A 26,676-nucleotide genomic window follows, 5' to 3' on the forward strand; every position below is an offset into this window, starting at 1 on the left:
CTTCATGCCGCAGCTCGCCCGCAGTCAGCTGATCGGAGCCAATTTCTGTTTTCAGCACTATCCTTTCGACAAGATGGCGGAGGCGATCCGGGGCTTCGGGTTGCGGGAGATCGAGCTGTGGGGCGCCGCGCCGCATCTCGACCTCTTCCATGCCACCGACGCCCGGGTCGCCTCGGTCCGCCGGACCCTGGCCGATAACGGCCTGTCCGTCTGGTGCTTCACGCCGGAGCAGGTCGTCTATCCGATCAACATCGCCTCGGGCGACGACGAGCTGCGGGAGGACAGCGTCCAGCGCTTCTGCCGCGCCGCCGACATCTGTACCGAGCTGGGCGCGCGCTATCTGTTCCTGACCTCGGGACGGGGCTACGAGACCGAGCCGCCGCAGCAGGCCTGGGCTCGCGCCGTCGACTCGCTCGGCCGGATCGCCGAGCATGCGCGCCGCAACGGCGTCCGCTGCCTGCTCGAGCCGCTGCAGCGCTTCGAGACGAACATCCTGACCAACGCGGCCGATCTGCGCCGCATGCTGGACGAGCTGGGCGCGGACAACATGGATGTGGTGCTGGACATCGTCGCCATGGCGACCGCGGAGGATACGGTGGCCGGCTATGTCGAGCTGTTCGGCTCCCGGCTGGCCCATGTCCAGCTGGTCGACGGCACGCCGGGCGGGCATCTGGTGTGGGGCGACGGCTCCCTGCCGCTCGGCCGCTACGTCGAGGAGCTGGCCGCATCGGGATATGCCGGCAAGCTCACCTTCGAGCCGTTCGGCACCGGGACCTACGCCCTCGACCCGATCCAGGCCTGGACGCGCTGCCTCGCCGCGATCGAGCCCTATCTGAGCCGCACCGAGACACGAGCGTGACCGGAATGTCTTCACCGAAGCTGGTCGCAGTCGGCGACAACTGTCTCGATGTCTATCTCACGCGCGGGGTGCTGACCGCCGGCGGCAATGCCCTGAACGTCGCCGCCCAGTGGCGGCGGGGCGGTTGGCCGGCGCGGTATTTCGGCGTCGTCGGCCTGGATACAGAGGGCGAGATCCTCCTCGACGAGATCGAGACGGCCGGACTGTCGCGAGACGATGTCGAGCGCCGCCCCGGCGACACCGCCGTCACCTTGCTGCGCGACGAGGCCGGCGACCGGCAGTTCCTGCTCGAATCCCTGGGCGTCGGCGAGAACTACATGCCGGCGGCCGAGCACTATCGGGTCATCGCAGCCGCGGACTGGGTCCATCTCGGAACCAACGCCAATCCGGATCTGGTCCGGCGCCTGGTGGCGGACCGCGTCCCCTTCAGCGTCGACGTTTCGACGAAGCATCAGGCCTTCCCGCTCGAAGGCGTCCCCCTGCTGTTCGCCTCGGGGCCCGACGGAGAGGAGCCGGTGGCGCCGCTGACGACTGCCCTCCGCGCCGCCGGCGCGCGGCTGGCGGTGCTGACCTGCGGCCGCCGCGGCGCCTTCTTCGACGACGGCGCCACCCTCCGGCACGCCCCGGCCATACCGGTCGATGTGGCCGACACATGCGGCGCCGGGGACAGCTTCATCGCCTCGTTCCTGGCGTCGTTCCGCTTCGGCGGCCTCGATGCGGCCGAAGCGCTGCGGGCAGCGGCGGCGGCTGCAGCCGAGACATGCCTGCATGTCGGCGGGTTTCCGCAACAGCCGAGGCCGATCCCGGACTGGCTGCTCGCCAAATATGCCGAGTTCGTCACCCCGGCGGAGGGACGCTGACGATGGCGACGATCCGCCTGCGGCAGCCGGCCGTCGCCGCGCCGTCCGACCGGTCGTTCTGGCTGCAGGACATCGGCGCCGACGCGGCGACCGCGGCGCTAGAAGGCACCGAGCACGCCGATGTCGCGATCGTCGGCGGCGGCTATGCCGGCCTGTGGACGGCGTTGCGGATCCGCGAGCTCGCCCCCGAGACGCGCGTGACCGTCCTCGAGGCCGATCTGTGCGGGTCGGGCGCCTCGGGGCGCAATGGCGGCCAGGTCCACTCCTGGTTCGCTGAGCTGGACCGGATCAGCGCCGTCGTCGGCGTCGAGGAGGCGCGCCAGCTCTGCGCCGACACCGTCGATGCGATCGCGGAGCTGGAGCAGTTGCAGCGCAAGGGCGTGATCGACATGGATCTGCGGCTCGACGGCTGGCTGTGGACCGCCAGCTCGATCGCGCAGGAAGGCGCCTGGGAACGGGCGGTGGCGATGACAGAGGCCGCCGGCACCGACCGGTTCAGGCCGCTGACGGCGGAGGAGATCGAGCGGCGCACCGGCTCGTCGGCCTCCTATGCCGGCGTCGTCGAGCCCAACGCCGGGACGGTTCATCCGGCCAAGCTGGCGGTCGGGCTGCGCAACCTGGCGATCTCACGCGGCGTGGTCGTGCATGAGCGCAGCCCGGTCATCGACATCGCGCCGGGGAGGACATGCACGGTGCGCACCTCCCGCGGCGCGGTGCAGGCGGAGAAGGTCGTGCTGGCGGCGAATGCCTGGTTGTCGGCGCTGCCCGAGCTGCGCCGTCATCTCTACGTCGTCTGCAGCCAGGTCATCGCCACGGCCGAGGCGCCCGGGCTGCTGGACCGCATCGGCTGGCGCGACGGGGCGTCGATCTGCGATTCGCAGCGCAACGTCCTCTACTACCAGCGCACTCCGAGAGGCCGGGTCATCTTCGGCCGGGGCAGCGGCGAGGTCGCCTTCCGGGGAGACTTCGGAGCCAGCTTCAACCGCAGCCCCCAGCACGGGCGCGACAATCTGCGGGAACTGCATCGGGTCTATCCCGCGCTGCGCGGCGTGCCGGTCGAATACGACTGGGCCGGCCCGATCGACTGCGTGCCGGAGCATGTTCCGGTGTTCGACCATCTGCGCCGCCATCCCAATATCGTCTACGGGATGGGGTTCAACGGCACCGGCATCGCCCAGACGCCGGTCGGCGGCCGCATCCTTGCCAGCCTGGTGCTCGAGCGCAAGGACCGCTGGAGCGCCAGCGGGCTCATCGGCATCGAGCGGCGCCACAGGCTGCCGCCAGAGCCGTTCCGCCATCTGGGCGCCAAGCTGGTGCGGAGCGCGATCCGGCGCATGAACGATGCGGAGATCCGCAATCAGAGGCCAGGCGCGCTCACCCGGCTGACGGCGCGCCTGATGCCGGGCGGCCGCGAAGAATAGAGAAGCCGAATAGAGGCGGAAGCCGCGGGACCGGCCGGCCCGCGAACGAAGCGGCGTGAGCCAGCACAGCGAGGCGGGTTGGGTTCGAAGGCCGATGCGCAAAGCTCATGTCAAGAACTTCACCCATCGAAAGCATTTCTCCTACCGGCGATAACGGTGCGGTCGTTGCAGAGATCATTCGGCAACGGGATCGCCTTCTCGCACCGGCGCGCTGGGTCCGCAGCGGTTGGCCCGGGCATTGTCGTGCTATATACCGGCGGCCGCCTCATCGGCGCTGTGAAAGCCGAGCGGCGCCTCCGACAGCGACACCGTCCGCAGAAGGCAGTTGCTTCGACTGCCCAGCTCTCGAGCGATTGGTTCACAGACCGATTCGGAGTCATAGTACTGGGCCGGCTGGGCACGCGCTCCGGGCTCCCTATGCCGGGACGGAGGTGGACATGTCGACCATCCGAGCCGACGACGCGCCACTGCGCCGGGCTGTTCAATATCTGCGCATGTCCACCGAACATCAGCGATACTCGATCGAGCATCAGACGGCCGCGATCGCCGAGTTCGCGGAGATCCATGGATACGAAATCGTCGGCACCTATGCGGATCCGGGGCGAAGCGGCCTCACGATCAATGGACGCACCGCGCTTCAGCAACTGCTGTCGGACGTATTGAAGTCCAATCCGATCTTCGACACCATCTTGGTCTACGATGTCAGCCGATGGGGCCGCTTCCAAGATCCCGACCAGTCGGCGCACTATGAATTCATCTGCCGCCAGGCCGGGATAGACATCATCTATTGCGTCGAGCAGTTCGGCCGCGCCAACACGATTGCGAACAATCTTCTCAAGCACCTCAAGCGGATCATGGCAGCGGAATACAGCCGGGACATATCCGCAAAGGTGTGCCGCGCCCATCTCAGGCTCGCAGAGAAGGGATACTGGCAAGGCGGTGTCGTGCCCTACGGCTTCCGCCGGCTCCTGGTGGACGAGAGCGGCGCGCCCAGGATGGTTCTGGAACATGGACAGCGAAAGGCTCTTGCCGCCGACCGAGTGGTTGTCGTCAACGGCCCTCCACAAGAGATCGACATTATTCGACGAATCTTCCGATGGTATGTCAATGAAGGCCTCAGTCTATATAAAATCGCAGAGCGGCTAAAATCAAAAGGCATTTCCGGGAATTTCGGCAGAGCGTTCCTGATTGGGCAAATCCGTACCGTCCTTCGCAGCGAACTATGCGTCGGATATTATGTATACAATCGAACAACACAGAGACTCAAGACCGATAAAAGGAAAAATGAAAAGGAATATTGGATTCGAGCTCCCGCCCTCACTCCGATCATCGAAAAGAGTATGTTCCAGAAGGCTCAGCGACTCCTCTCAGACCCTAAGCGAATGGGAATTCCAGAACGCGATCTTCTGAATAATTTGCGCAGATTGTTGAGAGAATATGGCGAGGTGAATTTCTGCATCATTCGGAAGGATAAGAATTCTCACGCGCCCGGGACATTCGTAAAGCGGTTCGGAAGCCTCACCGAGGCTTTGAAACGTATCGGATACACGCAGCCAAAGAGAGGCGCCAAAGACCCTGACGGCAACCTTTGGACAAACGATGGGCTCCTCCAGGCGCTGCGACACGTGCATGCGCGCGAAGGGTATATCTCGCACAAGCTGATCAATCGCTGCCGTGAGCTCCCATCCGTCTCGGTCTTCCAAAGACGCTTCGGGTCCGTCCGGCGCGCCGCGGAGCTTGCCGGCCTGCCAAGGATCCCGGATCAGGCGATCTCCTACATCGCTTGGCGAAAGACCAGAGAAGCCAAGGGAATTCGCCTGAAAAGCGCCTTCTCGGCCGTGGACATTCTGGAGCCAGGGCCGCTCTTTTCCAACGAGTACATAATCGAGGGACTGCGGCGCATTCGGTCTGTACACGGGTACATCTCATTTGCCCTGATTGACAACGATCCCCAGATGCCATCTGCAGCGCTCGTGCAACACCGCTTCGGCTCGCTGCTCCACGCCTACGCGCTTGCAGGTTGGGAGGTGGACCGCCAGCAGCTGCTGGTCGAGAGAGGGCGCCGCCAGCGACGCTCGAACACGCCGGAAGCTCACGGCTCTGGGATATAGGCGCAGCCAGGCTGCCTGATGCTGCCTGCCAAGATCAGGAGCACATATTGCGGCTGAGGCGGTCGTGGCCTTCAATCTACCGAACGTCGGCTGAATCATGTTCCTGCCGCTCGTTTCTTCGCCACCGGGATCCTGATTCATGTATTCGCTGCAGAATTTCATGTCTTGAGCAGCCGCTTCGCTTTACAATTTATCACGGAGAAGCGCTGCTCGAACATACTCAAAAAAAGATCACCTACCTTATCCAGACCAGAAACTCGCTCCCGGATCTGCCCTAGCCGCCGCCTTGTCTGAATATCTTCCTTCTGAGCCGGGACACATGGCCGACTTCACTATTCCCTATCGCGCGCCGCTCACCTTCCCCTTGGACACTCAGCGCGAAGCTGGTCCAAGGCATACCGCAATCCCGGGCGAAGCGAACAAGCATCGACCCGACCAGCGCCGCTTCGGCCACGGCTGCCGCCCGCCCTGCTCCTCCGCCGCGTTGCGGTATTCGGCATCCGGTACCCGCCCCTGCCGCCTGCGGGCCGCGCTGCGATCGATCTGCCGGGGTTGTTGTTCCGCTCCCCGCGGGTCGGTCCAGCCTTGCCGGTCTCCCGAACGAAAAGCCCGCCCGGGGTGGGGGCCGCTTGGACGAAAGCGCTGCCGCTCGGCTGCGGCAGGCGATAGGATCAGCACGATGTCGAAGGGGGGATGACCATGCTGGCACGGCTCGGGCGCATCGCGCTTCTCACCTGGCTGACCGCATGTGCCGGTGAGCGGGCGCCCCCTCCCCCGCCGAAGGCCCAGCAGCCAAGCGTTCTGGACCGTGCGGTGGAGCCCGTCGTGAAGCAGCTCGGCGGACGGATCGGGCCGCAGGGCGGCATCCTCATCCCCACCCAGCCGAAACCGTGAGGGCTCACGTCGCATCCTGCCGGGCGGTCCCCGCGTAGAAGATGGCCTCGACCACTTGTGGCCCGAGATGGCCGAACGTCGCCGCCCCCCAGCGCGCCGCTTCGGCCGCGCCGAGCAGTACCCCCACGCGCCGCTCATGATCCCACACCCGATCACGCAGGGCAGTTCGAAGGAGCGGCGGGGAGGCTGAAAGGCTTGCCGGTCGCGGCGCATTGGGCGTGGCGCATGAGCACGTAGACACCGGCCGACAGCATCGGCCCTATGAGGGACGGGCAGGAGCGACACCGTCCCCGGCTGGAGGCGGCGGATCGGCCATGGCCGATCTCCCACACGAAGACGTCAGCGCGGCGGACTGGCCGACAGCATGGCGGCGATCGGACAGCGTTCGCGGAGTGCCTGGAGAGCCTTGTTCGTGTCTCGATGAGCTTATTTGCCCGCCGAATTGCGGGTCCTCTCGCGCGATGCCGCGCTGATTGCTGCCCTGATGGTCCTGCTGCGCGGCTCCATCGTCGGATGGAAGGCCGGAGGCCGGCGTCTCGACCTGGGCCAGGACGCCATGCGGGCCCATTCCGCTGGCGATTCGGCCACTTCTAGGCGTCAAACAAGCGCGCGAGAGCTGACCTACCGCTATCGAGCTTTTGACTTGCTTTCGCCCAAATCCTGACGTTCATGTCGCTGGTATTTTAGACATCTGAGCCCAAACATTTGACATACAAGGATATTATGTACGACCAGTCGCTCAACCTGGGTGGCGAACTTGGTGGAGACGCGACCACAGACGCCCTGAGCCTGATCGCGACCCTTGTGCTGGTCGTCCTGGCGGTGGCCATCTTCTACATCTTCCGCTATGCACGTGGCAGGGAGGACGATCACTAGCCTCCGCGCACGCCAGGGACCCGATGTCGTTCAGCCTGATCAATCAGCGCAAGCTCACGCCGGTCAATGTCCTGCTGGCCGCTTGCGCCGCATGGGGCATCTTCTATGTCGTTGCCCCGATCGAGGTCTACAGGGCCCAGAGCGACTATCCCTATCTGATCCTCGGCGCATGCCTGATCGGCCTGCTGCTCGGCCTCGTCGTGTTCGAGCCCCGGCGCGCTGATCGGGCAATGCCGCCTCCGGAGGATCTGCGCCGCACCTTGCGCCAGATCTACGAGATCGCGTTCATGCTCGGCACGATAGGCATTGCCCTGCGGATCGCCGACTGGGTCTTCCTCCGCGGCCTGTCCATCGATACCGAGTTCATGGAGAATCGAGAGAAGATCGAGACCGCCGGTTCCAACGCCTTCGCCATGGCGTCGACCGTTCTGGTCCCCTTCTCTCTCATCCCTTACATGATGCATGCCGTTGCCAAGAGAAACGGCACACAAGTCGGTCGAGCTTGGCAGGCAATCGGCCTGGCGGCGCTGTGGCCCCTCCTCACGATCGTGATCGGATCCCGGTCCAGCATGTTCATGAGCCTCGGGATGCTCATCATCTCCAGGTTGATCATCTTCCCGCGTACATCTCGGAAGATTGTCGCGTTCTGCGCCCTGCTCGTTGTCGGCCTGATCTACGCTGGCGGCCTGATCTTTATCGAGCGCTTGACGCAGATTGGGCTCGATGTCGAGTCCGTCATCAGGTTGTCGGCTTTCACACACCTCGCTCCCGTCACGCAAACCTACTTTTCGATCACCTCGAAGCTGTCCGACTGGGGACGCGACACCGTGTTCATCGCGACCACCTTCGTTCAGTACTACGTGCACGGGGTTCCTGAATTCGCCTATCTGGTCGAGCACTATGCCAAGGGCGACGAGGCGGGGGCCTACACCTTCAGCATCTTCCCTCGCCTGGCAGCCGCGCTATGGGGAGTCCCATACGACGGCAACGCGTCGATGTTCCTGATGCCTCGCGTTGGCATCTACACCACGATATTCGGGCCCTTCTACATCGACTTTGGACCGTTCACGCCGCTCTTCTGCTTTGCATTCGGCGCCCTGGTGTCCTGGACCAGGCGTCAGGTGCTGCGAGGCAATATTGCCGCCTTGCCCCTCTACATCTGCTTTCTCATGCAGATCGCCGCAGCCGTCGTGATGAACGCGATCCAGAGCGCCTACGGGATCTTCTTCAATCTGGCGTTCATAGGCTTTTGGATCGCGATGGCGGCCCTTCGATCCAGGCCCGCCAAGCGACCTCCCTTGCTCGCGCAAGCCAGGCCATGACGGCAAAGGCAACGCCGGGCCGCCTCGCCTATGTCGACTCTCTGCGAGGCATCGCGGCGTTGCTCGTGGTGCTGATGCACAATGTTCAGCCCGTCGCCACGGCACCGGTCCGAACTCTGATCTTCGATGTCATCGACCTCGGCAAGGTCGGCGTCATAATGTTCTTTGCCATCAGCGGGTTCGTCATCCCTTTCAGCTTCCCGAACGGCGCCGCTCCGATTCGACGTTTCGCGATCTCTCGCCTCTTCCGCTTGTATCCAGCCTACTGGTTCTCGATCGCGGCGTACCTCGCCCTGATCCTCATCGCCGCCGCGCCCTTCCCCCCGGCGGCCGACATCCTGGCCAACCTCACCATGGCCCAGACGGCGATGGGGCAGCCGAACCTGATCGGCGTCTATTGGACCCTGTTCATCGAATTGATCTTCTACATGCTGTGCGCGCTCGCGTTCGCAGCCGGGCTGCTGCGCAAGGCCCGGTTCACGCTCGTGGCGTGTATCACCTGCCTCGGGGTTGCCGCCCTGTTCGCGGTGGCCCGATTCCACCTGGAGCGGAAGGTCCCGGTGGCGTTGCCGCTTTCCCTCTCCGTCATGTTCTGGGGCACCTTGTGGCGCGAGGCGATCGTGAATGGGTCGGAGAAGCACCGCCGGTTCGCCATCTGGACGCTCCTGCTCTACATCGCCTTCATCCCGCCCATCAGTCTCCTCGCCTACAACATCGATCTGGGCCTCGAAGAGAACTGGGTCCGGTACATGAGCTCGTACCTGGTCGCTCTGGCCATCTTCGTGGCGTTGACCACCGCGGTCCGGATTTCCAGCCGCTTGCCGGTCTGGCTCGGGGCGATCAGCTATTCGCTCTACCTCTTTCACGTCCATGCGCGGGATGCGGTCCGGATGGCCCTCGCGTCCATCGGAGCCGAGTTGCCGGTCTGGACCGCCGTTCTCCTGTCCGTCGCAGTCGCCGTCGCCGCCGCCTGGGTCATCTACACATTGGTCGAGCGACCGATGATCATGCTCGGGCGCAGGGTTGCCGACGCCGTCGCTATCAGAGAACAGCGCCGGATGCGCGCGCAGGCGATCGAAGGCGAATTCGGCACCTAGGCGTCGGGTTGACAGGGGCCAGCCGCCGGAACAGGGTGCTCGCGAGTTCAAGGGATCATTGCGATGACGACCGATTTGATCGCGGCCGACGGCTCCACGACAACGCACCGTCGATCGCTTCGACGCGCTATTCGAAACTGGCTTTGGCCCATCATCGGGGACTTTCCCCGGGAACTCTTGCGCACCAAGCTCGCGCGCTTTGCGGTCGCTGGTGCGCGCTATGCGTGGTACGTGCTGCTTCTGCGAAGGCTGCGCACCACCGGCGGTGACGGCGTTGCCAAGACCACCGTCGCTCACAATGTCCGCGGCATGCTCGACCTCCACGTCGAGCGATCGAGTCGCCTGATCGACCCCGTGGCCGCATGGGCCGCGGCCCGGCGCATCAGCCTGACCGACCTGACGATTCTGACCATCGGCCCCAGGACCGAGGGCGAGATCCTCAACCTCGTCTCCCGCGGCTTTCGGCGCCGCAACATCACTGCGCTTGACCTGATCTCCTATTCACCGTGGGTACAGATCGGCGACATGCACTCGATGCCATACCAGGACGCGAGCTTCGACGTCGTCCTCGCGGGCTGGGTGATCAGCTACAGTGACGACAAGCAGCGCGCTGCTGACGAGATCGCGCGGGTCGCAAAGCCTGGCGCCGTCATTGCCATCGGCATCGAATGGGGCCGGAAGAGCCCGGAGCAAGTCGCCGCCGAGCACACCGGTTACATCGTGGGCAGCGCGAAGCGCCTTCCCACCGCGCGCGCCATTCTCGACCTGTTCGGCGATCGGGTCGACCGCGTCTATATGCAGGTGGACGACCAGGACGTCGCAGCCGAGGAGACTGGCGATCTCCTGGTCGTCTTCCGGCTGAAGCAGCCGTCCTAGAGCGCGTCTGGCCGCGCGATCACGCCTTCTTCACGCTCGCACTCACCCGCCCGCCGCCTGTCGTGCCTTGGATGCCGCCGCCTCATAGGCGCTCGGCGAGCCGGCGAAGAGATCCGGGCTGCGCGGCCCAGAGCCACTGGCGGTCGGCTCCCGGGAAGTGCCGACTGCGGCCCGGCTTTCCTTCCGGGCTCTGGCGAAGGCCCGATCGCTCGCGAGAAAGCTCTCCAACATGTAGGGAACGAGGTCGGACACGGACGCCGGATGGCGGTAGGTCTCGCGATAGAGTTCGGCATAGGCTTGAAGGGCCCGGGCCAGATCCGGGCTCGCCTGGAAGGAGATTTTGGCTGGCGTGCGGTCCGGCAGCCGGCCGAGCTTGAGATTCGGCATTGGACCCTCCTTTATTCCTGATAGGGCTCGAGCACGAGGTCCTTGTGGACGATGACGCGGAGCGGCCAGCCGGGCCGCACCTTGAGCGTCGGCTGGATGTCGAGCGCCCGTTCCGTGATCCGCTGCCCGGCCTGGTTCATGCTCTGCTGCGTCGATTGCCGGAGCGCCCGGACGAGGTCGTCCTCGTCGTCGCCGAAGGTGAGTTCGGTGCCGACGCCGAGCAGCGTCGACAGCACGACGCCTTTGGCGAGTTCCCAGCCATGGACATCGACCTCGTCCGCAAGCCCGGCGTACCCAGCCGTGTCCGTCGCCGGGAGGTTGTCGAGGACGATCGAGCTGCCGTTCGGCATGATGATGCGCTGCCAGACGACGAGCGCCCGCGTCTGACCGTAGGCGATGGCGCTGTCGTAGCGGCCGATGAGCCGCGCGCCCTGCGGGCTGATGTAGCTGCGGTTGACCTCGGCCCGGAACGCCAATTCCTCCTGGGTTAGTGACCTATCTCCGCGAATGCGCCGGAGGTTCCGGGCCACCGCCTGCCGCATGTCTTCCATGCGGGGAGAAGAAGCCGCGGCCCGGCCCCTGTCAGTCTGGTATACCCGACAAAATTGCAGCAGGAAAGCTCATGATTGTAGACATCGAGCTCCATGGGCCTCGCCGTCCGGCCCCGGGAGGCCGCCGAATCGGAGCGAGCCGCGGTCCGGAAGGAATGGGTCCTCCGGGACGGGCAGGAGACCGATCCCGGGTCGCCTCTCGAAGGACGGCCGACGACGATCAGCGTCGCTGATCTTGCCGGAACCGGGCCGGGGCTTCACAGGTCCCGCGACCGGCCCACACGCCGCGGTCCGCCCGCTCGGCCTCTTCCTGCGCCGGCAGATAGGCGTCCCGGCTGTACCGGGGCAGAGCCCAGGCCCATCCCGACCTCACCATCGCCTCGCCGACGCTCCTCGATCCGGCCCAGCACTCCGCGACATCCCGTCCGTATCGGTCCGTGTCCCGCGTCCGGCACCGGAGCTCGCCCTCGGCGAGGATCGAGCGCAGCTGCTCGGTCGCCTCCTCGCCGATCCGCCGCTCGACTCCGCCGATCCGGCAGGTCTGCCGCCGCTCCGGGGCGTCGATGCCCCACATCCGGATCCGCGCGCCGTCGACGCGGATGGTGTCGCCGTCGATCACCTGCACGGCCGCAAGCGCGGGCGACGCCGCCAGGAGCACCAGCACAAAGGCAAATCTCATTCCAGAGCGTCCGATTTCCGAGATCCGGGAAGTTCCGCCAGCTAGCTCCACATCGCGCGGAGCTTCGCGCCGACATCGACGCGCGTCCGGGCGGTGCGCGCGCCGGCACCGGGCGCCGCGGTCGCGTTCGACCATGTCGTGGCCTCGAAATACCGGGGCAGCGCGTTCGGAATCAACCGCGTCCGCGGGGCGTAGACATGGCGGCCCCGGCCTTCGTCTGCCCATGGGTGTAGAAGCGATACGGAAGACCAGATGGAGGTCGTCCTTGGCCCGCGTCATGGCGACGTAGAGCAGCGTGCGCTCCTCCTCGATCTCCTCGGTCGTGCCGGCGCCGAGGTCGGAGGGGATGCAGCCGTCGACGGCATTGAGGATATGGACCGACCGCCGCTCCTGCCCCTTGGCGCCGTGGATGGTGGACAAGATGAGGTAGTCGTCATCGTGCAGAGGCGGCCCGGACAGGTTGCCCGTTGCTTCCGGCGGGTCGAGGGTGAGATCCGCCAGGAAGTCCGACCGGCTCGCGCTGCCGGCGGCGCTCTGCACAAGCTGGACCAGGTCGGCCATGCGGGTCTCGGCATCTTCGTGCCACCGCCAGAGGCGGGGCGCGTACCAGCGCTGCACCGCCTCGATCTCGGCCGGCCAGCGAATCCCGCGCCTGCGCAGACCAGCCATCAGCACGACGAGGTCGGGCCAAGCCTGGGCCGCCGGCGGCTTCGCGTCCACGAGCGCGTCCAATGGCGCCGCGGCCTCCACCATCCGGCCAAGGGCCTGCCCCGCATGGACCGGGCCGATCCCGGGCAGCAGCTGCAGCACCGGGAAGCCGGCGAGGCGGTCGCGGGATTCTCGGCCCAGCGAAAAACCGACGGCACGCCCTTGCTGAGGAGATCGAGTCGGGAATGGCGTCGCCCGACGACGATCAGATCGACAGCTTCGATACGTAGCTGTAGCAGCTTGAGATGATCCGGGCTCGGTCAGGAATGGAGATGACTTCGAGCGGCTGCATTTAGTGAAAATGCGATGGAACCCTGGCTTGGTGGAGCAGCGTTTTCCTGAGGTGACCACGCTGACCCCAACCGCATTCTCGGGCAGGATGCCCGGAATTGACGTGCCGCTCTCGCTCGAGCCGATGGAGGCGGAATCCGTCAGCGAGCTGCCGGAGGGGCGGCGCTGGCAGTATGAGCCGAAATGGGACGGCTTCCGCTGCATCGCCTTCAAGGATGGCGGGCGTGTCGAGCTCCAGTCGCGCAATCAGAAGCCGCTCGGCCGATATTTCCCCGAGCTGGTCGAGGCCCTGGGCGACCTCCCGGTGGACCGCTTCGTGCTGGATGGCGAGATCCTGGCCTTTGTCAACGGCGAGCCGACCTTCGAGGCCCTCCAGCTTCGGCTTCACCCCGCCGCCAGCCGGGTGGCGAAGCTCGCGGCCGAGCAGCCCGCCACCTTCATGGCATTTGACCTGCTGGCCACGGACGATGGCAAGTCGGTCATCTCCCGCCCGCTGCGTGAGCGACGCGCTCTCCTCGAGGCTCGCGCTTCCTTCATGACCATGTCGGCATCGGCGACGTGCTCGAGGTCACGCCGCCGGCGGGCGAGTTCTTCCTGCCCGACTCCCGCAGCGGCCGGTGGTGCTGCTGTCCGGCGGCGTCGGCCTCACGCCCATGGTCAGCATGATCGAGACGATCGCCGCAGATCATCCCGGACTCGAAGCGCACTACATCCACGGAACGATGAACAGCGCCACGCATGCGATGGATGACCATGTCAGGTCGCTGGCGCAGCGGCATGGCCGGATTGCGATCGCGAACTTCTACAGCGATCCTCAGCAGAGCGACGCGCCCGGCGAAACGCACGACGTCACGGGCTTCATCACGACGGACTGGCTGCGCGCCAACACGCCGCTTTACTCCGCTGACATCTTCCTCTGCGGCCCGAGGCCATTCCTGCGGAACCTGGTCAGCGACCTGGCGGGGGTCGGGGTATCGCCGGATTGCATACACTTCGAGCTCTTTGGGCCGACGGACGAGTTGCTGTCAGCCTGACAGTCAGGCCCCTGGCAGGGACTGCGCCTCACACAGGCGCCTTGGCGGTCTGTGTGAGGCGCGATGCCTTTGAGAATGGCCATACTGTCAAGCGCCACCCGAGATAGTCCGCTGCCCAGCTTTCATCGTGCCAACATCCGCGAGGAATGACCCAAAGGCAAAGGTTCGGTTTCGGCGCCAGCTGGGTATCGGGCGACACGTAAAACTGGACCCCTTTCGCCTTGAGGAACTGGACCCTCCTCCAGCGCGAGGAGGTCCTGATGGACGAGGATATGGTGAGGTTCCGTCCCGACCACGTTGTGGATCGGGGGGAGCAGATGAGGGAGCCGGACGAGGTCGCGGCGATGCTCCGGCTCAAGGCCCTGGGCTGGGGTGTTCGGCGGATTGCGCGGGAGCTTGGCTGCAGCCACATGACCGTGCGGCGGTACCTCGCTGCGGGCGGCTGGACGGCATACCAGAAGCCGGAGCGGCCCAGGATGCTGGACGGGCTTGAGGGCTGGCTCGCCGAGCGGTTCCGCCAGCACCGGGGCAACGCCGACGTGGTGCGCCAGGAACTGGCGCGCGAGCACGGCCTCGTCGTCAGCCTGCGGACGGTGGAGCGCGCGGTGGCGCCGCTGCGTCGTTCCCTGCAGGCCGAGGCCCGGGCGACGATCCGGTTCGAGACGCCGCCCGGGCGCCAGTTGCAGATCGACTTCGGCGAGACGCGGGTGGTGATCGGGGGCGAGGCGACGCGGCTCTACCTGTTCGTGGCGACGCTGGGTTACTCGCGACGCTGCTACGTGCAGGTCTTTCGGCACGAGCGGCAGTCGGCCTGGTTCGACGGGGTCGAAGGGGCTTTCACCCACTTCGGCGGGATCCCGCAGGAGGTCCTGCTCGACAACGCCCGCGCGCTGGTAGACCACCATGACGTCGCCACGCGCGAGGTTCGGTTCAACGCGCGGTTCCAGGCCTTCGCCCGATATTGGGGGTTCAGGCCGCGCGCCTGCGCGCCGTATCGGGCCCGCACCAAGGGCAAGGACGAGCGCGGCGTCGGCTATGTGAAGCGCAACGCCATTGCCGGCCACAGCTTCGCCAGCTGGGCCGCATTGGAGGCGCAGCTGGTCTGGTGGATGCGCGAGATCGCCGACCTGCGCATCCACGGCACGACGGGCGAGCCGCCGCTCCAGCGGTTCCGGCACGAGGAGGCCTCAGCACTGCGCCCGCTCGATGGCCGGCCGCCCTTCCGTCAGGTGCGGGATCTGACGCGCAAGGTGCAGTCGGACTGCTGCATCGAGGTGGACACCAACGCCTACAGCGTGCCCTGGCGGCTGATCGGCGAGACGGTGCGCGCGGTGATCGCCGGCGGCCGGATCAGCATCCGGCACGGCGGCCAGGAGGTGGCGGTCCATCCCGAGTGCGCCGGTCGCCATCAGCGGCTGATTGAGCCCGCGCACTTCAACGGCATGTCGCCGGTCTTGAGCCTCCTGCGCTTCACCGCGCCGCCGCATGAGGCGCCGCAGCCGGCGGCGCTGCTGCGGCCGCTTGCGGAGTACGAGCAACTGGTCGGGGGAGGCTGGTGATGGTCGACCACGATGAGCTCCTCGACATGCTCACGCGGCTGAAGCTGACCGCCATCCGCGACCAGCTCGACAGCCTCTTGGATGAGGCCGCCCGGCGCGAGCTGACGCTGCGCGAAGCGGTCGCCTTCCTCTGCGAGCGCGAGATCGCCCGCAAGGACGAGCGCCGGGTCGAGATGACCAGCAAGATCGCCCACTTCCCGACGGTGCGCGATCTCGGCGGCTTCGACTTCAGCGCCCAGCCGTCGATCGATCCCGGCCAGATCCGCGATCTCGCCGCGTGCCGCTGGATCGCGCATGGCGACGCCGTGCTGCTCTTGGGGCCGCCCGGCGTCGGCAAGACCCATCTGGCGATCGCGCTCGGACGCGAAGCCATCCGGGCGGGCTACTCGGTCCTGTTCGTCGCCGCCACCGCGCTGGTCGCGGCACTCGCCAAGGCACACGCAGACGGTCGGCTCGAAGAGCGCCTGGCCTTCTATGCCAAGCCCAAGCTGCTGATCATCGACGAGCTCGGCTATCTGCCCTTCGAGCCCAACGCCGCGCACCTGTTCTTCCAGCTCGTCTCTCGCCGCTACGAGCGCGGCAGCCTGCTGATCACCTCGAACCGCTCCGTCGGCGAATGGGGCGAGGTCTTCGGCGACCCGGTCGTGGCCACAGCCATCCTCGACCGGCTGCTGCACCACAGCCACGTCCTGACGATCCGCGGCGACAGCTACCGGCTGCGCGAGAAACGCCGCGCCGGCCTGATCAAGCCCGAAACCCTCAAACCGGAGACCGTCGCATGACGCACCCCCGCCCCCGAACCCCCACCCCCGCGGCTCAACCCCGGGGCCCACAGGGACCTCCCGCGCTTCGCTACGCCAGCCCCGCGGAGGCGCTCCGCTACGCGCGGGTCCCTCCTGTGGACTCCGGGGATGAGCCGCAACCAACTATGACGAGGGGGTCTGGTTCTCCCTGACGACAGGGGTCCAGTTCCGGATGTCGCTTGATACGCGGCGGCGGTCTTGCGGGCGCGCGGCGCCCTGGCGGGCGCTAGCGCAGCCGCGACAGGCTCCGCCGGCGCGGTGCCGCGGCTCGTGCCAAGGCTGATCTCGTCATCATCCGTTGGAACACAGTCTATCTGTCGCGGGCGGTCGATCAGCTGCAAGCCGAGGGCCATGGGCTGCCGGATGACATCCTGCGCCACGTCAAGAACAAGCCCCGCGGACTTCTTAGACCACTGGTGATGCGCGCATGTCCTCGCCATGGTGCTGGAGCGATGAGGCCGTGAGGAGGAACGCATCGGATGGTCCGGAACGGCTCCTTTCAACCCTGCAAGGGCTGAAGCTATCGTTCGATCAAAAAAGCTTAGTTATTCTCAGCCTGGCCAGTTGAAGTCCGTCCTCGGAGATGATCCGGCCCAGACGCGCTAAGGGATCTGAGGTTTTCCAAAAGCAAGCTCTGGGCCTCGGTAAGGGGCATGCCCCATATTGCCGCTAGCTGCTTGACCGCCTGCCAGGCATCCACCGGGTGCAGTGGGCCCTTGGAACCTGAGGCAAATGGTCCATCGGTTTCTGTGAGGATACGGTCGCGCGGCATCGCTTTAGCCAGAGACCGGCCTTTCTCACCGCCTAGCATGGCGGGGCCAACAGAAAACCAGCAGCCGATGTCGGTGGCGCGGCGGAGTTGAGCGGCGGTTCCGGAGAACCAGTGGAGTATGGGTGTCCCGGCGTCGGCATTGACGGCGAGCCGGTCGAGGATCTCGTCTACGGCGCGCCGGCTATGGATACTCATGATACGGCCACCGCCCTTGCCTGCGAGGCGGAGCACAGCGTCGAAGACCTTGGTCTGTACTGCGCTATGCTGGCCATAGCCGGGGCCGCCGTCGAGCCCAATTTCGCCGACGTAACGGGAGCGAGCAAGAAGCTCCTCGAATAGGCCGAGCTCATCAACGCGTTCGTGGGCGAGTTGGGGGTGAAGGCCGAGTGCAGTCCGGATCCGCGTGTGCCCCTTGGCAAGCTGAGCGGTCCGGACCCATGCGCGGGGCGTTGTTGTGACGGAGAGCACGTAGACGCGGGCGGTCCCGACGTCGCGGATTTCGCGCTCAGGATCTGGATAGAGATCGAGATGGCAATGGAAATCGATCAAACGCTCAGCCCATGCGACGCGAAAAAGTTCTCGAGTTCGTCCATCCCCCGTTCAACTACTCGAAACAGCGCCGCACGTTCTGCGGCGTCTCCGGGGAGCGGGCCGGTCTGCATCACCCAGCTTTTCAGACCGCGATCATAGCGACGCGTCAGCGCGGTATGGATGGACACGATGTCATCTCTGTAGTCGTCTTCGATAAGCGCGTCGACCAATTTGTCCGTGTCATACTTCGTTCCGTCGCTCAGACCTGCGCGATGGAAGGCTGAACGGCGGATTGAGCACGGCCAGCAGCGCCCGCACTGCATGTTCTTACGGTGCCAGTTCCCGCACGACACGGTGGATGCGGCGAACTGCGCGATGTTCGCCTGATTCGCCCGACGGGCAAGCATCTCACCCTTGGTTTCGTGCCGGTGTGGATTATTGATCCTCAGCCCAAGATCGACGGCGTTGAAGAGCTCCTGAAGGAGCGCGAGGTAGTGTGGATGGGCGGTACGGGTGCTCAACGCGCCGATCCGGCGCGCGGTGAGCGGCGGATTGAGCGCAATCAGGCCGTTCTCGCACATGTGCAGATCGATTGACGCCGTGCCGCGGAAGGTCCGAACCGCCTGCCCCACGAGCCCTGCGAACGTGAGAAAGAGGAAGCTCCTGGTGCGCGTGGTGATATCGGTCATCCCCTCACGGGTCGGATAGCAATTGAACGCGATGCGCTGAGGCTGCGAGGGAAGCAGGGCCGAGACCGCGGCTTGATACTTCTTGTCACCACGCGGCGCATGGCTGACGAGCAGCGGCCGGATGCCCGCGTCGATCAGATCCATGACGCCGAGCCCGCTGTCGAGCCCGCCCGAAAAGAGCGCGACTGCATCGATCTTGGACGGGTCGATGAAGCTACGATGGCGAACATCGAGCCAAGAGGGCGGCATGAGGCCGCCGGATCGGAAGCTGAAAGACCAGGTGTCGCCGCTTAGGAATCCCAGGATTCTGACCAGTAATGGCCCGAGCGTATTCCATCGGTCTGGCTCGGTCACGGGAACGTCAAGTTCGATCTCGCGGCGCCAGCCGTCGGCAGCATCGTCACGCAGGACGAAAGTGTCTGCGGCGGTGACGCCCATGGCGACCGCCACGAGGTCCATCGCCTGGCGGGACGGCGGCACCACCAGCCGCTCGAACCGGTCACGTAGGTCGTTGCCGATCACGCCAGCACCCGGAACCGGTGGATGGGCGCCATATAGGAGTACCGGAATGTCGCCGGCGTCGAGCCCGTCGCCAAGCCGCTGCGGATCGAGGTCGAGGACGACGCGGGTCATTCGGAATCGCTCCAAGCCTGCCAGATGTCGGCGAGAGCGGCCTGTTCAATTGCAGCAATCTCATCACGGCTGAGCGAGCCGAGATCGCCGGACAGGCGTGGGGAAAGGTGTGCGTCCATTGCGGCGCGCACCACTTCGAGCAGTTCGTTCTCCGTGGCCGTCGAGCGCTCGACGCTGGGGGCCTTCTTCCATGCCTCGCCGGCGGCGACGGAAATCTCCTGGAACAGAATGCGGGCGAAGAACTCGACCAGCACCGAGACGATCTGGTCGGGTGCAATCGCCGACGGATCGAAGCCGCCGTCCTCGCCCAGCACCTCCGCAAGCGATTCCTGCATGGCGGACCGAACCTGATCGGCGTCGGCGTTCTGCGGAGCGAGAGCCTCGGCGATCGCCTGGGCGGCCTCGTCCATCGGCAGGCCGGCGAGGGAGGCCAGATCAAAGGCGCCAGAGGGGGTTTGGATCTGGGCGCCGGACAAAGCCCGGATTAGATCGGCGCCTGCAGCATAGGCTGGGCCGAAGCGACGTGGCCCGACCGATGAGCCGCCGGTGGCGGCCGAGGCGTATTTCTGCAGCGCTTTCGCCATTGATCCGCCGCCACCGCCCGCCACCTTGCCAAACTCGGTACGGAAGCCGCGAAAGCGCTGGCCCTCGGGCTCAGGTAGAGGGGCGTTCGGCGTGACGTCCGCCCAGGGCGGCACCAGTGGCGACCTGCTGTTCGGTCCCTTGGCCGATGCCGATGTGCCCATCAGTTTTCCTCCACCCAGTCTTCATTCTTGATGAGTGTCTGCAGCCACTTTGGGCGATGCGTCAGCGACCGGAGGTACCGGTTGAGCCTCGCCGCGGCGTCAGGCCATGCCCGCGCGAGCACCACGCTGCCGCGAAGGTCGTTCCTGACCTTCGTCCAATCCGCATTCTTCCGGATTTCGGCGATCATCTCATCCATGGCCCCGACGGCTTCGGAAGGATCAATTCCGGTGGCGGCCTCGCGCGCGGCGACCGAACTCACGGTTGATGTCGCGAGCAGCGCCTCGATCGCCCTGAGGGTCGTCGGAGACAGGGCGGAACCCCGCAGCCGCATCGGGACGGTCTCGCGGGAGAGATAGACAGCGGGCCGCAGGTCGATGCCGGACAGCTTGGGTTCGAGCCCGAACCAGTCGCGCAGCACGGCAAGGTGCGGCTTCAATGCCTCGGGCAAGAGATTCCGCAACGCCGCTTCCGTCTGTGCCGCTTCCGCCTTGGCAAACAACTCCGGTCTGCCCGACTCGGCCGCCTGAACCATATGCTGCAGAGCCTCGGTCGCAGCGCCGTCGGTGCAGCGCTCGAACAGCGCGAGTTTGGCGATGACGGCCTCGTCCAGGTTCATATCGCGTCGCTTCGCGACTGATGCGCGCATCCGCACGACGTTCATCATGCGCTTGACGATGCGCGGGTTGCCGTTGACCTTGACCGACTGCGCCAGCATCGGCGCCATGCGCAGGCCGAGCTCGAACTGATCGCGCAGCACGGCGTCTGTGGATCCAAGCAGACCCATGACCTTGTCGACGTCGTATCTGTCGCCGTCCTTCCATGAGTGACGCAGGTCGTCGATGAGGAAGGCTCGGAGCGCCGCGACCTCATCCTTACCGCAACCCGACCTCGTGGCGATCAGCATCGTGAGATAGGCGCGGATCTCGAGGACGCCGGGGCGTGGTACATGGACCGGCACCTGGATCAGCTTGTCGAGGTAGTCGGTGACGAGGCGGTCGCCGGGATCGTGGAAATGCTCGGATACAGCATGACGGATCATGTCCTCGTCGGCCGCTACGACGAAGGCGGTGTTCGGCAGGAACATGAAGAGGCGGATCGCCTCGAGCGTATGGATCGCATTCGGCGGCAGGCAGCGATCCAGATTGTCGATGAAGACGACGAGTTTCTTGTCGAGCCCGGCGAGCACCTCTCCGAACTCGGCACGTAAAGCCGTGATTTCCTCGGTGGGCGCCTTTGCCGGGTCGAGCAGCTTGCCCGCCCTCTCGGCGAGCTTTTCCGCATCTTCGCCCGCATCCTCGCGATCCTTGTCGTCGAGGCCGTTGCTAAGCGCCTTCCCACCGGCCTCGACCAGGCGCCCGGCAGCGCCGAATGTCGGAAAGCCAAGCGCCGCCGCGCCGCCTTCGACGAGCAACCCCAGGAGACGGACCTTGTTCAAGCGCTTGATCAGGCCGCCAGCCTTCTTCCTCAGCCCCTCGGGCGCGGCCTCCGCGAGCGCTTTGGCAATGACCGACATGAGCGCGGCACGGGCATCGTCGAAACCCTGGTAGAACCAGGCGTCGAACCGGACGACTAGATACTGGTCCGTCTGATTCTTTAGCAGGCTCTCGACAAGGTTGAGCGTGCTGGACTTGCCGATGCCCCATCCGCCAAAGATTCCAAGCGATAGCGGAAGCAGCTGATCGTCGCCTATCATCTCGGCGACCATCTCCGCGACCTCGGAATAGTTCAGGAAGTCGATGTCGGTCTCGGTGTCAGCCCACACGGACCGTCCTCCACTTACTCAAATGTCAACCCCAGGTGGCCGCTTCTCGCCCGCAGAACCGGCAGCAGCAACCGCCATCACCCAAATTGCAACGAACGCCCATCTGTTCGTCGCCGCCCCTTCAGCACGGCCCGCTCTCGCAGGGATATCCATCGCGGTCCCTGTCGAGCCTGTTGAGCCCGCACTGGTTCAGGTAGTAGTTCGCCTCGGCACAGGAATTCATCTGACCGCACGTCCGCTTCAGCCCACAGGTGAACCCCGAGTTCACCTTCCGGCTCTGCCTTGCGGGCGCGGTCGGGGCCTCGGCCTGCGGCACCTCAAACAGCGTCGCCGGACGGGCCGCAGGGGCTGCCCCGGTCGTCGTACGGACTCTCGGCGGCGCCAGCACGGTATCCACCGGCCCCAGGAAGCGCCCGCTAACCCAGCCTAGGCGCCCCTGATACGAAACCTCCATCCACGTCTCTCCATCGATCTCCTGAGCGTCCCCCGTGTGAATCACGATCGTTCCCCGAGGCAGCGGGCCGCCGTAGCGGTCGTAGCCTGTGCCAGGCCCTCGCCGCATATTCAGGGATTGGGCCGTGACCTTCCGGGGCGAGGGTGTCAAGCTACGTGTAAAGTCTACTTTACGAGACGCTGTAGAGGCCGCGGGGGCGGTCGTGTAGGTCGACGGGGCCACGTTCTGGGCCGTGATCGGAGCTGGAGTCGGGGTCGGCGTATACGGCAGCGAAGGAGCATCCGGAGCGGGCGCATAGGTGACGTATCGGGGCGCGGGGGATTGGTCCTCCCCCATGCATTTGCCCAGGACGACGAGAACGATGAGCCCGAGAATGAGGGCTCCGGGTCTGGCCTTGGCCAATGACGCGATCCGAAATGCGCCCCGGAACGATGGGGCTAGTTGACCGGTGCGACGGCGACACCCCCAGCCTCGGCGCAAGCCTGGGCCGGCCTTGCGAGGGTCAGGGTGCCGATCCGGCAGATGACAGCCCCGGAAGCTGCGGTCGGCGTGCCGGGCTCGATCTGCCGGGCCACCGCGGGCGAGGCAACGAGGGTTGGGCCGGTCTGCGGCTCCAGGGTCATGGTCAGCGTGGGGTCGTACTTGTTCAGCGCGCCGGTCGCGTAGTCCACCAATCCGAAATCGAGCGTCAGTGCTCCTGCAACGCCCCATCCGCTGGCCGAAGAAACCAGCGTCACGGTCTTGTCGCGATAGCCGGGCGCCTTGCAGGTGAAGAGAATGTCGTTCCGGCTCTTGTCCACCTTGTAGATGTGCGAGACCGGATCATAGGTCCCCGTTGGGGTACCCTTCCTGGTGCCGCTGCACGAGGCCACGGCGGGCGTGACATCCACCCGGATTTCCTGGCTTGTCCCCTCCGTGATTGATGCGCAACCGGACAGGCTGAGGGCTGCCAGCGCAGCCGTCGACAATCGGTTCATCGAAAGAGTTCCTAAAATGCCGTCAAACTCCTAAGAGGAAAGCAGCATGGAGCCGAAAGCGCAAGGGGCGAACTTCCGCGCCGTCAGTGCCTCCTAGGCGCTCTCAACTCGATCCAACAAGCTGTCCAATGCGCGACAATTGCCACTGTCGTGTGATGGCTAAACCTGGGCCATATCGGGCATCATTGGCGCTTCCATGGAAGGAGCATGTGATGCACCGGCAGACCAGAGACAATTTCGACGTCGAGGCCGTGTTGAAGATGATCGCTGCGGGCAGGGCGCCGGAGCAGGGATGGCCATCCCTTGTGGAAGAGGCTGCGCACTTGATTGACCGACTGAACGATCGCTTGGCCGCCGTGCGCCTCGCGGCACGGAAGATCAACGCCGCCGCCGGTGAGTGACGTCGTGAACCAACCTCAGGAGGCGATGCCCAAACCACCGACAGCGCCTGTCATCCCGACCGCCATCGCTGATGCGGCTCAGGGGGCCCTTGAGGGCGCGTACCTGCACGGATTCCTGGCCGGGAAGAGGGCCGGGCGGGAGGAGATCGCGGCATTCCTCCAGCATCGGGCCGGCGCTCTCCGACGTTCCGGCAAGCATGCTGCGGCGGACGAGCTGGTGCAGATCTCGGTCGACGCTCTCTCAGCTCCTTCGGCGTGACTGGCGTAATCCACCGCAAAGCCGCGTCAGTCGTCTGCCAACAGCTTGCCGGTGAAGTTCCCCTGCCACAGGCTCGAATGCCGGCGGTAGCCGCGGGCCGTGCGCGCGTCCTTCCACCGACCGTGCTCCATCGCCGCCTCGAGCGGCACGCCCTTGCGGTCGGCCGCCGTCATCATGCCGGCGCGCAGGCTGTGCCCGGAAAACTCCCCCTCGGCCAGCCCGGTCCCCTTGATCACCCGCTTGACCAGGCGGGCGACGGTCTTGGGGTCGATCGGCTGCAGCCGGCCGTCCATCCCATAGGTCAGGTGGCCGCCGCGGTCGATCCGGCAGAACAGCGGCCCCGGCGCGTCGCCGCGGGCCGCTAGCCAGGCCGAGACCGCGGTCACGGCGCAGAGCGGCGATCGCGGCACCGCCTGGATGCCGACCTCCTCGCCGCAGCGCTCCTGGTCGGTCTTGGAGCCGGCGACGAACAGGACCAGGCCCTCGGGCGTGAAGGTGAGGTCCCGGAGATCGAAGCTGGCGAGCTCCGAGCGGCGGAACCCGCCGGCGAAGCCGGTCAGCAGCAGCGCCCGGTCGCGCAGGCAGCGTTTCGGCGCCGGCGCCGTCTCGGGGTCGAGCAGCAGCAGCACCGCGCGCAGATTCTCCTCGAGCAGCGCCGCCTTCTTCGCCGGCCGGGCGCCTTTGGTCCGACGCAGGCCTTGGACGAACTCCGGGAAGAACCCGTCGTCGAGATGCAGCGGATGGCCGAGCCGGCGCCGGATCGCCAGCACGGCGGCGCGCCGCAGCTCGATGGTCGACAGCGACCGGGTCTCGGACAGCGCGGTCAGGTGCATCGCCAGCCAGGAGGCGTCGGCGACGGGCCCGGCAGAGCCCGCGGCTCCGGCAGAGCCCGCGGCTCCGGTCGGGTCGAGGCCGAAGCCGAGGCACCATTCGCTCCACTGCCGCCAGGCGGAGGCGTAGGCCTGCCGGGTGTTGGCGGAGAGCGAGGCCTCGACCAGCTCGTCGGCGCGTCCGGCGAGGCGGCGGATTTCGGCCTTCTGGTCGTCGGTCAGGTGGCCGAGCGCCGCGGGCACCGGCAGCGCGGCCGCCGACGACCCTTCCCACTGGTCGATCACAGCGGGGGCATCTGGCATTCATCCCCTCCCCGGCGGATGGGGCGCCTGGCCGAGCAGCTGTCGTAGCTCCTCGGCCGCGCGATCATCCCAGACCACGGCTCGATGGATGGCCACCTGAATGGCGCGCCTGGATCCGCCCAGCAGCGCCAAGCGGAGACGCGTGTCGTCGGCGTGGTCGCGCAGGAACCGCTCCGGCCGCTCCTGGTAGCGCCGCAGTGTCGCCGCGCGCGGCGTCATCGTTGGCCGCCCAGGAACGCGGCAGCCTGTCGGAAGCCGCCGTCCTTCAAGCGCTGGACCGCTTCGCCTCGGGCCTGGCGAAACGCGGCCGCGATGTCCCGCGCCAGAGCGTTCGCCTTCGGGTGCCCGTCAACATGGTTTCGCTCGATCAGGGCTTCAGCGACACGGTCAAACTCGTCAGCCATGTGATGGTCCTTTGATCGTGCCGAGCATGCCATATCCGCCGAGGAAGCCGGGCCTCGCGTCGTCCGGCACCGCGACCCGGTGATGCTCCAGCATCAGCGACCGGAACCGCTGCCACTCGCCCTCCCCCGTGGGCCCGTGGGTGCAGGCCAGGCACTGGCTGGTCTCGGCCAGGGCCCGGTCGGCAGGATGGTGGACGTCGATGCCGAGCCGGCCGAAGCGGCCGATGCAGTGGCCGGTCGCGTCGTTGACCCAGACGGCGTGAGCGCCGGTGAGGATCTCGTGGTCGCTCATGCCGACCCGCCCCGCTCTGCGATGTTCGCCGCCGGCGAAGCCTGGCGGCGCTCGGCGAGGCCGGCCTCGTAGCCGCGGCGGAACGCGTCGAGCCGGCCGGAAACCCACAAAGCCGCCCAGTTCGGCGTCAGGCCCGCCGCGGCGAAGTGCCGTCCGCTGTCATAGGCGGTTCGGATTTTCATGATCAGCATGTCCCCTCCCCTCCCGATCAGTCCGGATCGCGGCAGGCGGCGAGCACGGGGTCATCAGGGTCGACGCCGTTGGCGATCGCCATCGCCCGGTAGCTGGCGTGCAGCGGGTACGGGCTGTCGATCTCGCCGCGCCGCAGGCGCCCGGCCCGGGCGGCGAGCCGGGCGCCGAGATTGTGGGTGGCGCCGCGCATGACGAAGCCGGCGCAGCCGAACTCGCCGCCTTCGGGGCTCTTGTGGCAGGCGAACTGGGCGACGGCCATGTCGTAGGCGGTCGCCGCCAGGTCGCGGAACCGCTCGGCCGCGAACTGGCCCCGCGCCACGTCGGTGCGCCAGGGGCATTCGGCGCAAGGCCGGGTCTGGTAGGTCTTCATGCCGTGGGTGCCGTCAGCTCGCATCCGGTGCCGCCAGGGCCCAGGAGATCGGATTGCCCTCGACCACGCGCCGGACCGCCTTGGCCGCTTCCAGCCGCAGCAGCGCGGCCCGGACCTTCGGCGTCTTCTCCTTCACCCCGTAGGCGATGTCGGCGGTCCACATCGCGCCTTCGCGATGGTGCCGCCGGAGATAGGCCAAGATCCGGTCCTGCAGCTCAGACGACATTCGCATCCTCCTGCCTTGCGCGGCGCGTGCTCGGGCGCCGCGGCCCGGTCTCCACTGCGGCGACCGCGCCGTTGGCGAGGGCCACCATTGCGGCCGCGGCTGCGGCCGCCTGCACGGCGGCCGTGCCGCCGGTGCCGGGCGGGCACAGCCGCAGCACGCGGCGGCCGCGGGCATCGCGGATCACGGTGCCGAGGCTGCGGCCGTCCGGGCCGAAGCAGGCGGGCGCGTCGGCCTCGGCCCGCCACGGCGGCTCGGTTGCGTCGGGTCTCGCCATCATCGCCCTCCTGTCGCCGTCCCCCGGCCCCTGCCGGCGAGTCTACCCGACGGCGGCGCGCCGCCACAAGCCTGCCAACGCCCGATAAGCCCCCTTGCCGGGCATAGGATATTTACTAACTCAAAGAAAACGCTGTCCTTTTACTTAAGATATTAAGCTCTCGCTGGCACCGAAGATGTAAATAGCGCCCCGTCCGCGGGGTGGGCGTCGCGTCCTTGTAGGCCTGCCCGGG

The 26,676-nt window shown here is 66.4% G+C and carries 32 protein-coding genes; 16 read left to right on the plus strand and 16 right to left on the minus strand.

Features of this window, described 5'->3' with window-relative positions:
- Positions 1 to 4: 4 nt before the first annotated feature.
- The 10 genes from G537_RS0120650 to G537_RS0120695 all read left to right on the plus strand — a co-directional run bounded on the left by G537_RS0120650 (position 5) and on the right by G537_RS0120695 (position 10,316).
- Entirely contained in the window at positions 5 to 859 is an 855-nt protein-coding gene (locus G537_RS0120650; RefSeq protein WP_026871736.1) for a sugar phosphate isomerase/epimerase family protein, read from the plus strand.
- Positions 860 to 864: 5 nt separating this feature from the next.
- Positions 865 to 1,719 (plus strand): PfkB family carbohydrate kinase, encoded by an 855-nt coding sequence (locus tag G537_RS0120655; RefSeq protein WP_026871737.1) that lies wholly within the window; start codon positions 865 to 867, stop codon positions 1,717 to 1,719.
- A gap of 2 nt (positions 1,720 to 1,721) precedes the next feature.
- Positions 1,722 to 3,140: an NAD(P)/FAD-dependent oxidoreductase gene (locus G537_RS0120660; RefSeq protein WP_026871738.1), complete on the plus strand. Its 1,419-nt coding sequence runs from the start codon at positions 1,722 to 1,724 to the stop codon at positions 3,138 to 3,140.
- A gap of 437 nt (positions 3,141 to 3,577) precedes the next feature.
- Positions 3,578 to 5,251, plus strand: coding sequence for a recombinase family protein (locus G537_RS43010; RefSeq protein WP_162146132.1), 1,674 nt, complete (start codon positions 3,578 to 3,580; stop codon positions 5,249 to 5,251).
- Between the two features lie 693 nt (positions 5,252 to 5,944).
- Complete coding sequence (locus G537_RS0120670) at positions 5,945 to 6,145, plus strand: hypothetical protein (protein ID WP_026871740.1); 201 nt, start codon at positions 5,945 to 5,947, stop codon at positions 6,143 to 6,145.
- 430 nt (positions 6,146 to 6,575) lie between these two features.
- A complete protein-coding gene (locus tag G537_RS43800; protein WP_155888694.1) occupies positions 6,576 to 6,809 on the plus strand; it encodes a hypothetical protein in 234 nt (77 codons plus the stop codon).
- Positions 6,810 to 6,868: 59 nt separating this feature from the next.
- A complete protein-coding gene (locus tag G537_RS43805) occupies positions 6,869 to 7,021 on the plus strand; it encodes a hypothetical protein (RefSeq protein ID WP_155888695.1) in 153 nt (50 codons plus the stop codon).
- Positions 7,022 to 7,044: 23 nt separating this feature from the next.
- Positions 7,045 to 8,343, plus strand: a complete 1,299-nt coding sequence (locus G537_RS44310; RefSeq protein ID WP_026871741.1) for an oligosaccharide repeat unit polymerase — start codon at positions 7,045 to 7,047, stop codon at positions 8,341 to 8,343.
- Positions 8,340 to 9,440 carry an acyltransferase family protein gene (locus G537_RS39015; RefSeq protein WP_051248748.1) on the plus strand — a complete coding sequence of 367 codons (1,101 nt, stop codon included), beginning with the start codon at positions 8,340 to 8,342 and terminating at the stop codon, positions 9,438 to 9,440. Before G537_RS44310 ends, G537_RS39015 begins: the two co-directional genes overlap by 4 nt.
- Positions 9,441 to 9,503: 63 nt before the next feature.
- On the plus strand, positions 9,504 to 10,316 hold the full coding sequence (locus G537_RS0120695) for a class I SAM-dependent methyltransferase (protein WP_026871742.1): 813 nt from the start codon (positions 9,504 to 9,506) through the stop codon (positions 10,314 to 10,316).
- 42 nt (positions 10,317 to 10,358) lie between these two features.
- On the opposite strand, the gene G537_RS43810 is transcribed toward G537_RS0120695, so the two are convergent.
- The 3 genes from G537_RS43810 to G537_RS44700 all read right to left on the minus strand — a co-directional run bounded on the left by G537_RS43810 (position 10,359) and on the right by G537_RS44700 (position 12,743).
- Positions 10,359 to 10,703: a DUF2274 domain-containing protein gene (locus G537_RS43810; RefSeq protein WP_064742184.1), complete on the minus strand. Its 345-nt coding sequence runs from the start codon at positions 10,701 to 10,703 to the stop codon at positions 10,359 to 10,361.
- Positions 10,704 to 10,714: 11 nt separating this feature from the next.
- Positions 10,715 to 11,245 (minus strand): TrbI/VirB10 family protein, encoded by a 531-nt coding sequence (locus tag G537_RS0120705; protein WP_245579064.1) that lies wholly within the window; start codon positions 11,243 to 11,245, stop codon positions 10,715 to 10,717.
- Between the two features lie 229 nt (positions 11,246 to 11,474).
- Positions 11,475 to 12,743 (minus strand): thermonuclease family protein, encoded by a 1,269-nt coding sequence (locus G537_RS44700; protein WP_026871744.1) that lies wholly within the window; start codon positions 12,741 to 12,743, stop codon positions 11,475 to 11,477.
- A 241-nt stretch (positions 12,744 to 12,984) separates the two neighbouring features.
- Between G537_RS44700 and G537_RS43030 the strand changes: the two genes are divergently transcribed.
- The 4 genes from G537_RS43030 (at position 12,985) to istB (ending at position 16,307) form a co-directional block, all read left to right on the plus strand.
- Entirely contained in the window at positions 12,985 to 13,683 is a 699-nt protein-coding gene (locus G537_RS43030; protein ID WP_245579065.1) for an ATP-dependent DNA ligase, read from the plus strand.
- The gene (locus G537_RS39035; RefSeq protein WP_245579066.1) at positions 13,595 to 13,966 is read left to right on the plus strand and encodes an NO-inducible flavohemoprotein; all 372 of its coding nucleotides are present in this window, start codon (positions 13,595 to 13,597) and stop codon (positions 13,964 to 13,966) included. Before G537_RS43030 ends, G537_RS39035 begins: the two co-directional genes overlap by 89 nt.
- A gap of 260 nt (positions 13,967 to 14,226) precedes the next feature.
- Positions 14,227 to 15,525: an IS21 family transposase gene (gene istA / locus G537_RS0120720; RefSeq protein WP_051248750.1), complete on the plus strand. Its 1,299-nt coding sequence runs from the start codon at positions 14,227 to 14,229 to the stop codon at positions 15,523 to 15,525.
- On the plus strand, positions 15,525 to 16,307 hold the full coding sequence (istB, locus tag G537_RS0120725) for an IS21-like element helper ATPase IstB (RefSeq protein ID WP_026871747.1): 783 nt from the start codon (positions 15,525 to 15,527) through the stop codon (positions 16,305 to 16,307). The genes istA and istB overlap by 1 nt, the downstream gene beginning before the upstream one ends.
- 562 nt (positions 16,308 to 16,869) lie before the next feature.
- Here istB and qatD read toward each other — a convergent pair.
- From qatD to G537_RS0120755, 6 genes are all read right to left on the minus strand, one after another.
- On the minus strand, positions 16,870 to 17,649 hold the full coding sequence (gene qatD, locus G537_RS43035) for a Qat anti-phage system TatD family nuclease QatD (protein WP_081688946.1): 780 nt from the start codon (positions 17,647 to 17,649) through the stop codon (positions 16,870 to 16,872).
- Positions 17,646 to 18,953 (minus strand): Qat anti-phage system QueC-like protein QatC, encoded by a 1,308-nt coding sequence (gene qatC, locus G537_RS0120735; protein WP_026871749.1) that lies wholly within the window; start codon positions 18,951 to 18,953, stop codon positions 17,646 to 17,648. Before qatC ends, qatD begins: the two co-directional genes overlap by 4 nt.
- A complete protein-coding gene (locus G537_RS43040; protein ID WP_081688947.1) occupies positions 18,950 to 19,699 on the minus strand; it encodes a hypothetical protein in 750 nt (249 codons plus the stop codon). Before G537_RS43040 ends, qatC begins: the two co-directional genes overlap by 4 nt.
- Complete coding sequence (locus G537_RS0120745) at positions 19,699 to 21,462, minus strand: KAP family P-loop NTPase fold protein (protein WP_026871751.1); 1,764 nt, start codon at positions 21,460 to 21,462, stop codon at positions 19,699 to 19,701. The genes G537_RS43040 and G537_RS0120745 overlap by 1 nt, the downstream gene beginning before the upstream one ends.
- A gap of 121 nt (positions 21,463 to 21,583) precedes the next feature.
- On the minus strand, positions 21,584 to 22,252 hold the full coding sequence (locus G537_RS45620; protein WP_425402301.1) for an excalibur calcium-binding domain-containing protein: 669 nt from the start codon (positions 22,250 to 22,252) through the stop codon (positions 21,584 to 21,586).
- Positions 22,253 to 22,353: 101 nt separating this feature from the next.
- Entirely contained in the window at positions 22,354 to 22,893 is a 540-nt protein-coding gene (locus tag G537_RS0120755; protein WP_155888698.1) for a hypothetical protein, read from the minus strand.
- Between the two features lie 212 nt (positions 22,894 to 23,105).
- On the opposite strand from G537_RS0120755, the gene G537_RS0120760 reads away from it, so the two are divergent.
- On the plus strand, positions 23,106 to 23,294 hold the full coding sequence (locus tag G537_RS0120760; protein ID WP_026871754.1) for a hypothetical protein: 189 nt from the start codon (positions 23,106 to 23,108) through the stop codon (positions 23,292 to 23,294).
- Between the two features lie 285 nt (positions 23,295 to 23,579).
- Here the strand turns inward: G537_RS0120760 and G537_RS0120770 are convergent, their stop codons facing one another.
- Positions 23,580 to 24,686, minus strand: a complete 1,107-nt coding sequence (locus tag G537_RS0120770; protein ID WP_081688949.1) for a site-specific integrase — start codon at positions 24,684 to 24,686, stop codon at positions 23,580 to 23,582.
- Complete coding sequence (locus G537_RS0120775) at positions 24,687 to 24,905, minus strand: hypothetical protein (RefSeq protein ID WP_026871757.1); 219 nt, start codon at positions 24,903 to 24,905, stop codon at positions 24,687 to 24,689.
- A gap of 2 nt (positions 24,906 to 24,907) precedes the next feature.
- Between G537_RS0120775 and G537_RS43820 the strand changes: the two genes are divergently transcribed.
- The gene (locus G537_RS43820; RefSeq protein WP_155888699.1) at positions 24,908 to 25,105 is read left to right on the plus strand and encodes a hypothetical protein; all 198 of its coding nucleotides are present in this window, start codon (positions 24,908 to 24,910) and stop codon (positions 25,103 to 25,105) included.
- On the opposite strand, the gene G537_RS39040 is transcribed toward G537_RS43820, so the two are convergent.
- From G537_RS39040 to G537_RS0120800, 5 genes are read right to left on the minus strand one after another with little or no spacing between them, the layout of a single operon-like run.
- Positions 25,083 to 25,382: a hypothetical protein gene (locus G537_RS39040; RefSeq protein WP_051248752.1), complete on the minus strand. Its 300-nt coding sequence runs from the start codon at positions 25,380 to 25,382 to the stop codon at positions 25,083 to 25,085. The two genes, G537_RS43820 and G537_RS39040, sit on opposite strands and share 23 nt — an antisense overlap.
- Entirely contained in the window at positions 25,379 to 25,573 is a 195-nt protein-coding gene (locus tag G537_RS39045) for a hypothetical protein (RefSeq protein WP_034852458.1), read from the minus strand. Before G537_RS39045 ends, G537_RS39040 begins: the two co-directional genes overlap by 4 nt.
- Positions 25,574 to 25,590: 17 nt before the next feature.
- Positions 25,591 to 25,968, minus strand: a complete 378-nt coding sequence (locus G537_RS0120790) for a DUF6283 family protein (protein ID WP_051248754.1) — start codon at positions 25,966 to 25,968, stop codon at positions 25,591 to 25,593.
- Positions 25,958 to 26,170: a hypothetical protein gene (locus tag G537_RS0120795; RefSeq protein ID WP_026871760.1), complete on the minus strand. Its 213-nt coding sequence runs from the start codon at positions 26,168 to 26,170 to the stop codon at positions 25,958 to 25,960. Before G537_RS0120795 ends, G537_RS0120790 begins: the two co-directional genes overlap by 11 nt.
- Positions 26,160 to 26,444, minus strand: a complete 285-nt coding sequence (locus G537_RS0120800; RefSeq protein ID WP_026871761.1) for a hypothetical protein — start codon at positions 26,442 to 26,444, stop codon at positions 26,160 to 26,162. The genes G537_RS0120795 and G537_RS0120800 overlap by 11 nt, the downstream gene beginning before the upstream one ends.
- Positions 26,445 to 26,676 lie beyond the last annotated feature (232 nt).

The organism is Inquilinus limosus DSM 16000 (assembly GCF_000423185.1).
In the GTDB taxonomy this organism is placed as follows: Bacteria; Pseudomonadota; Alphaproteobacteria; order DSM-16000; family Inquilinaceae; genus Inquilinus; species Inquilinus limosus.

Excerpts from the sequence above, each read along its gene's own strand:
- G537_RS0120650 (WP_026871736.1), top strand. The coding sequence starts at position 5 with ATGCCGCAGCTCGCCCGCAGTCAGCTGATCGGAGCCAATTTCTGTTTT.
- G537_RS0120655 (WP_026871737.1), top strand. The coding sequence starts at position 865 with ATGTCTTCACCGAAGCTGGTCGCAGTCGGCGACAACTGTCTCGATGTC.
- G537_RS0120660 (WP_026871738.1), top strand. The coding sequence starts at position 1,722 with ATGGCGACGATCCGCCTGCGGCAGCCGGCCGTCGCCGCGCCGTCCGAC.
- G537_RS43010 (WP_162146132.1), top strand. The coding sequence starts at position 3,578 with ATGTCGACCATCCGAGCCGACGACGCGCCACTGCGCCGGGCTGTTCAA.
- G537_RS0120670 (WP_026871740.1), top strand. The coding sequence starts at position 5,945 with ATGACCATGCTGGCACGGCTCGGGCGCATCGCGCTTCTCACCTGGCTG.
- G537_RS43805 (WP_155888695.1), top strand. The coding sequence starts at position 6,869 with ATGTACGACCAGTCGCTCAACCTGGGTGGCGAACTTGGTGGAGACGCG.
- G537_RS44310 (WP_026871741.1), top strand. The coding sequence starts at position 7,045 with ATGTCGTTCAGCCTGATCAATCAGCGCAAGCTCACGCCGGTCAATGTC.
- G537_RS39015 (WP_051248748.1), top strand. The coding sequence starts at position 8,340 with ATGACGGCAAAGGCAACGCCGGGCCGCCTCGCCTATGTCGACTCTCTG.
- G537_RS0120695 (WP_026871742.1), top strand. The coding sequence starts at position 9,504 with ATGACGACCGATTTGATCGCGGCCGACGGCTCCACGACAACGCACCGT.
- G537_RS43810 (WP_064742184.1), bottom strand. The coding sequence starts at position 10,703 with ATGCCGAATCTCAAGCTCGGCCGGCTGCCGGACCGCACGCCAGCCAAA.
- G537_RS0120705 (WP_245579064.1), bottom strand. The coding sequence starts at position 11,245 with ATGCGGCAGGCGGTGGCCCGGAACCTCCGGCGCATTCGCGGAGATAGG.
- G537_RS39035 (WP_245579066.1), top strand. The coding sequence starts at position 13,595 with ATGATCGAGACGATCGCCGCAGATCATCCCGGACTCGAAGCGCACTAC.
- istA (WP_051248750.1), top strand. The coding sequence starts at position 14,227 with ATGGACGAGGATATGGTGAGGTTCCGTCCCGACCACGTTGTGGATCGG.
- istB (WP_026871747.1), top strand. The coding sequence starts at position 15,525 with ATGGTCGACCACGATGAGCTCCTCGACATGCTCACGCGGCTGAAGCTG.
- qatC (WP_026871749.1), bottom strand. The coding sequence starts at position 18,953 with ATGACCCGCGTCGTCCTCGACCTCGATCCGCAGCGGCTTGGCGACGGG.
- G537_RS43040 (WP_081688947.1), bottom strand. The coding sequence starts at position 19,699 with ATGGGCACATCGGCATCGGCCAAGGGACCGAACAGCAGGTCGCCACTG.
- G537_RS45620 (WP_425402301.1), bottom strand. The coding sequence starts at position 22,252 with ATGGGGGAGGACCAATCCCCCGCGCCCCGATACGTCACCTATGCGCCC.
- G537_RS0120755 (WP_155888698.1), bottom strand. The coding sequence starts at position 22,893 with ATGAACCGATTGTCGACGGCTGCGCTGGCAGCCCTCAGCCTGTCCGGT.
- G537_RS0120760 (WP_026871754.1), top strand. The coding sequence starts at position 23,106 with ATGCACCGGCAGACCAGAGACAATTTCGACGTCGAGGCCGTGTTGAAG.
- G537_RS0120770 (WP_081688949.1), bottom strand. The coding sequence starts at position 24,686 with ATGCCAGATGCCCCCGCTGTGATCGACCAGTGGGAAGGGTCGTCGGCG.
- G537_RS0120775 (WP_026871757.1), bottom strand. The coding sequence starts at position 24,905 with ATGACGCCGCGCGCGGCGACACTGCGGCGCTACCAGGAGCGGCCGGAG.
- G537_RS39040 (WP_051248752.1), bottom strand. The coding sequence starts at position 25,382 with ATGAGCGACCACGAGATCCTCACCGGCGCTCACGCCGTCTGGGTCAAC.
- G537_RS39045 (WP_034852458.1), bottom strand. The coding sequence starts at position 25,573 with ATGCTGATCATGAAAATCCGAACCGCCTATGACAGCGGACGGCACTTC.
- G537_RS0120790 (WP_051248754.1), bottom strand. The coding sequence starts at position 25,968 with ATGCGAGCTGACGGCACCCACGGCATGAAGACCTACCAGACCCGGCCT.
- G537_RS0120795 (WP_026871760.1), bottom strand. The coding sequence starts at position 26,170 with ATGTCGTCTGAGCTGCAGGACCGGATCTTGGCCTATCTCCGGCGGCAC.
- G537_RS0120800 (WP_026871761.1), bottom strand. The coding sequence starts at position 26,444 with ATGGCGAGACCCGACGCAACCGAGCCGCCGTGGCGGGCCGAGGCCGAC.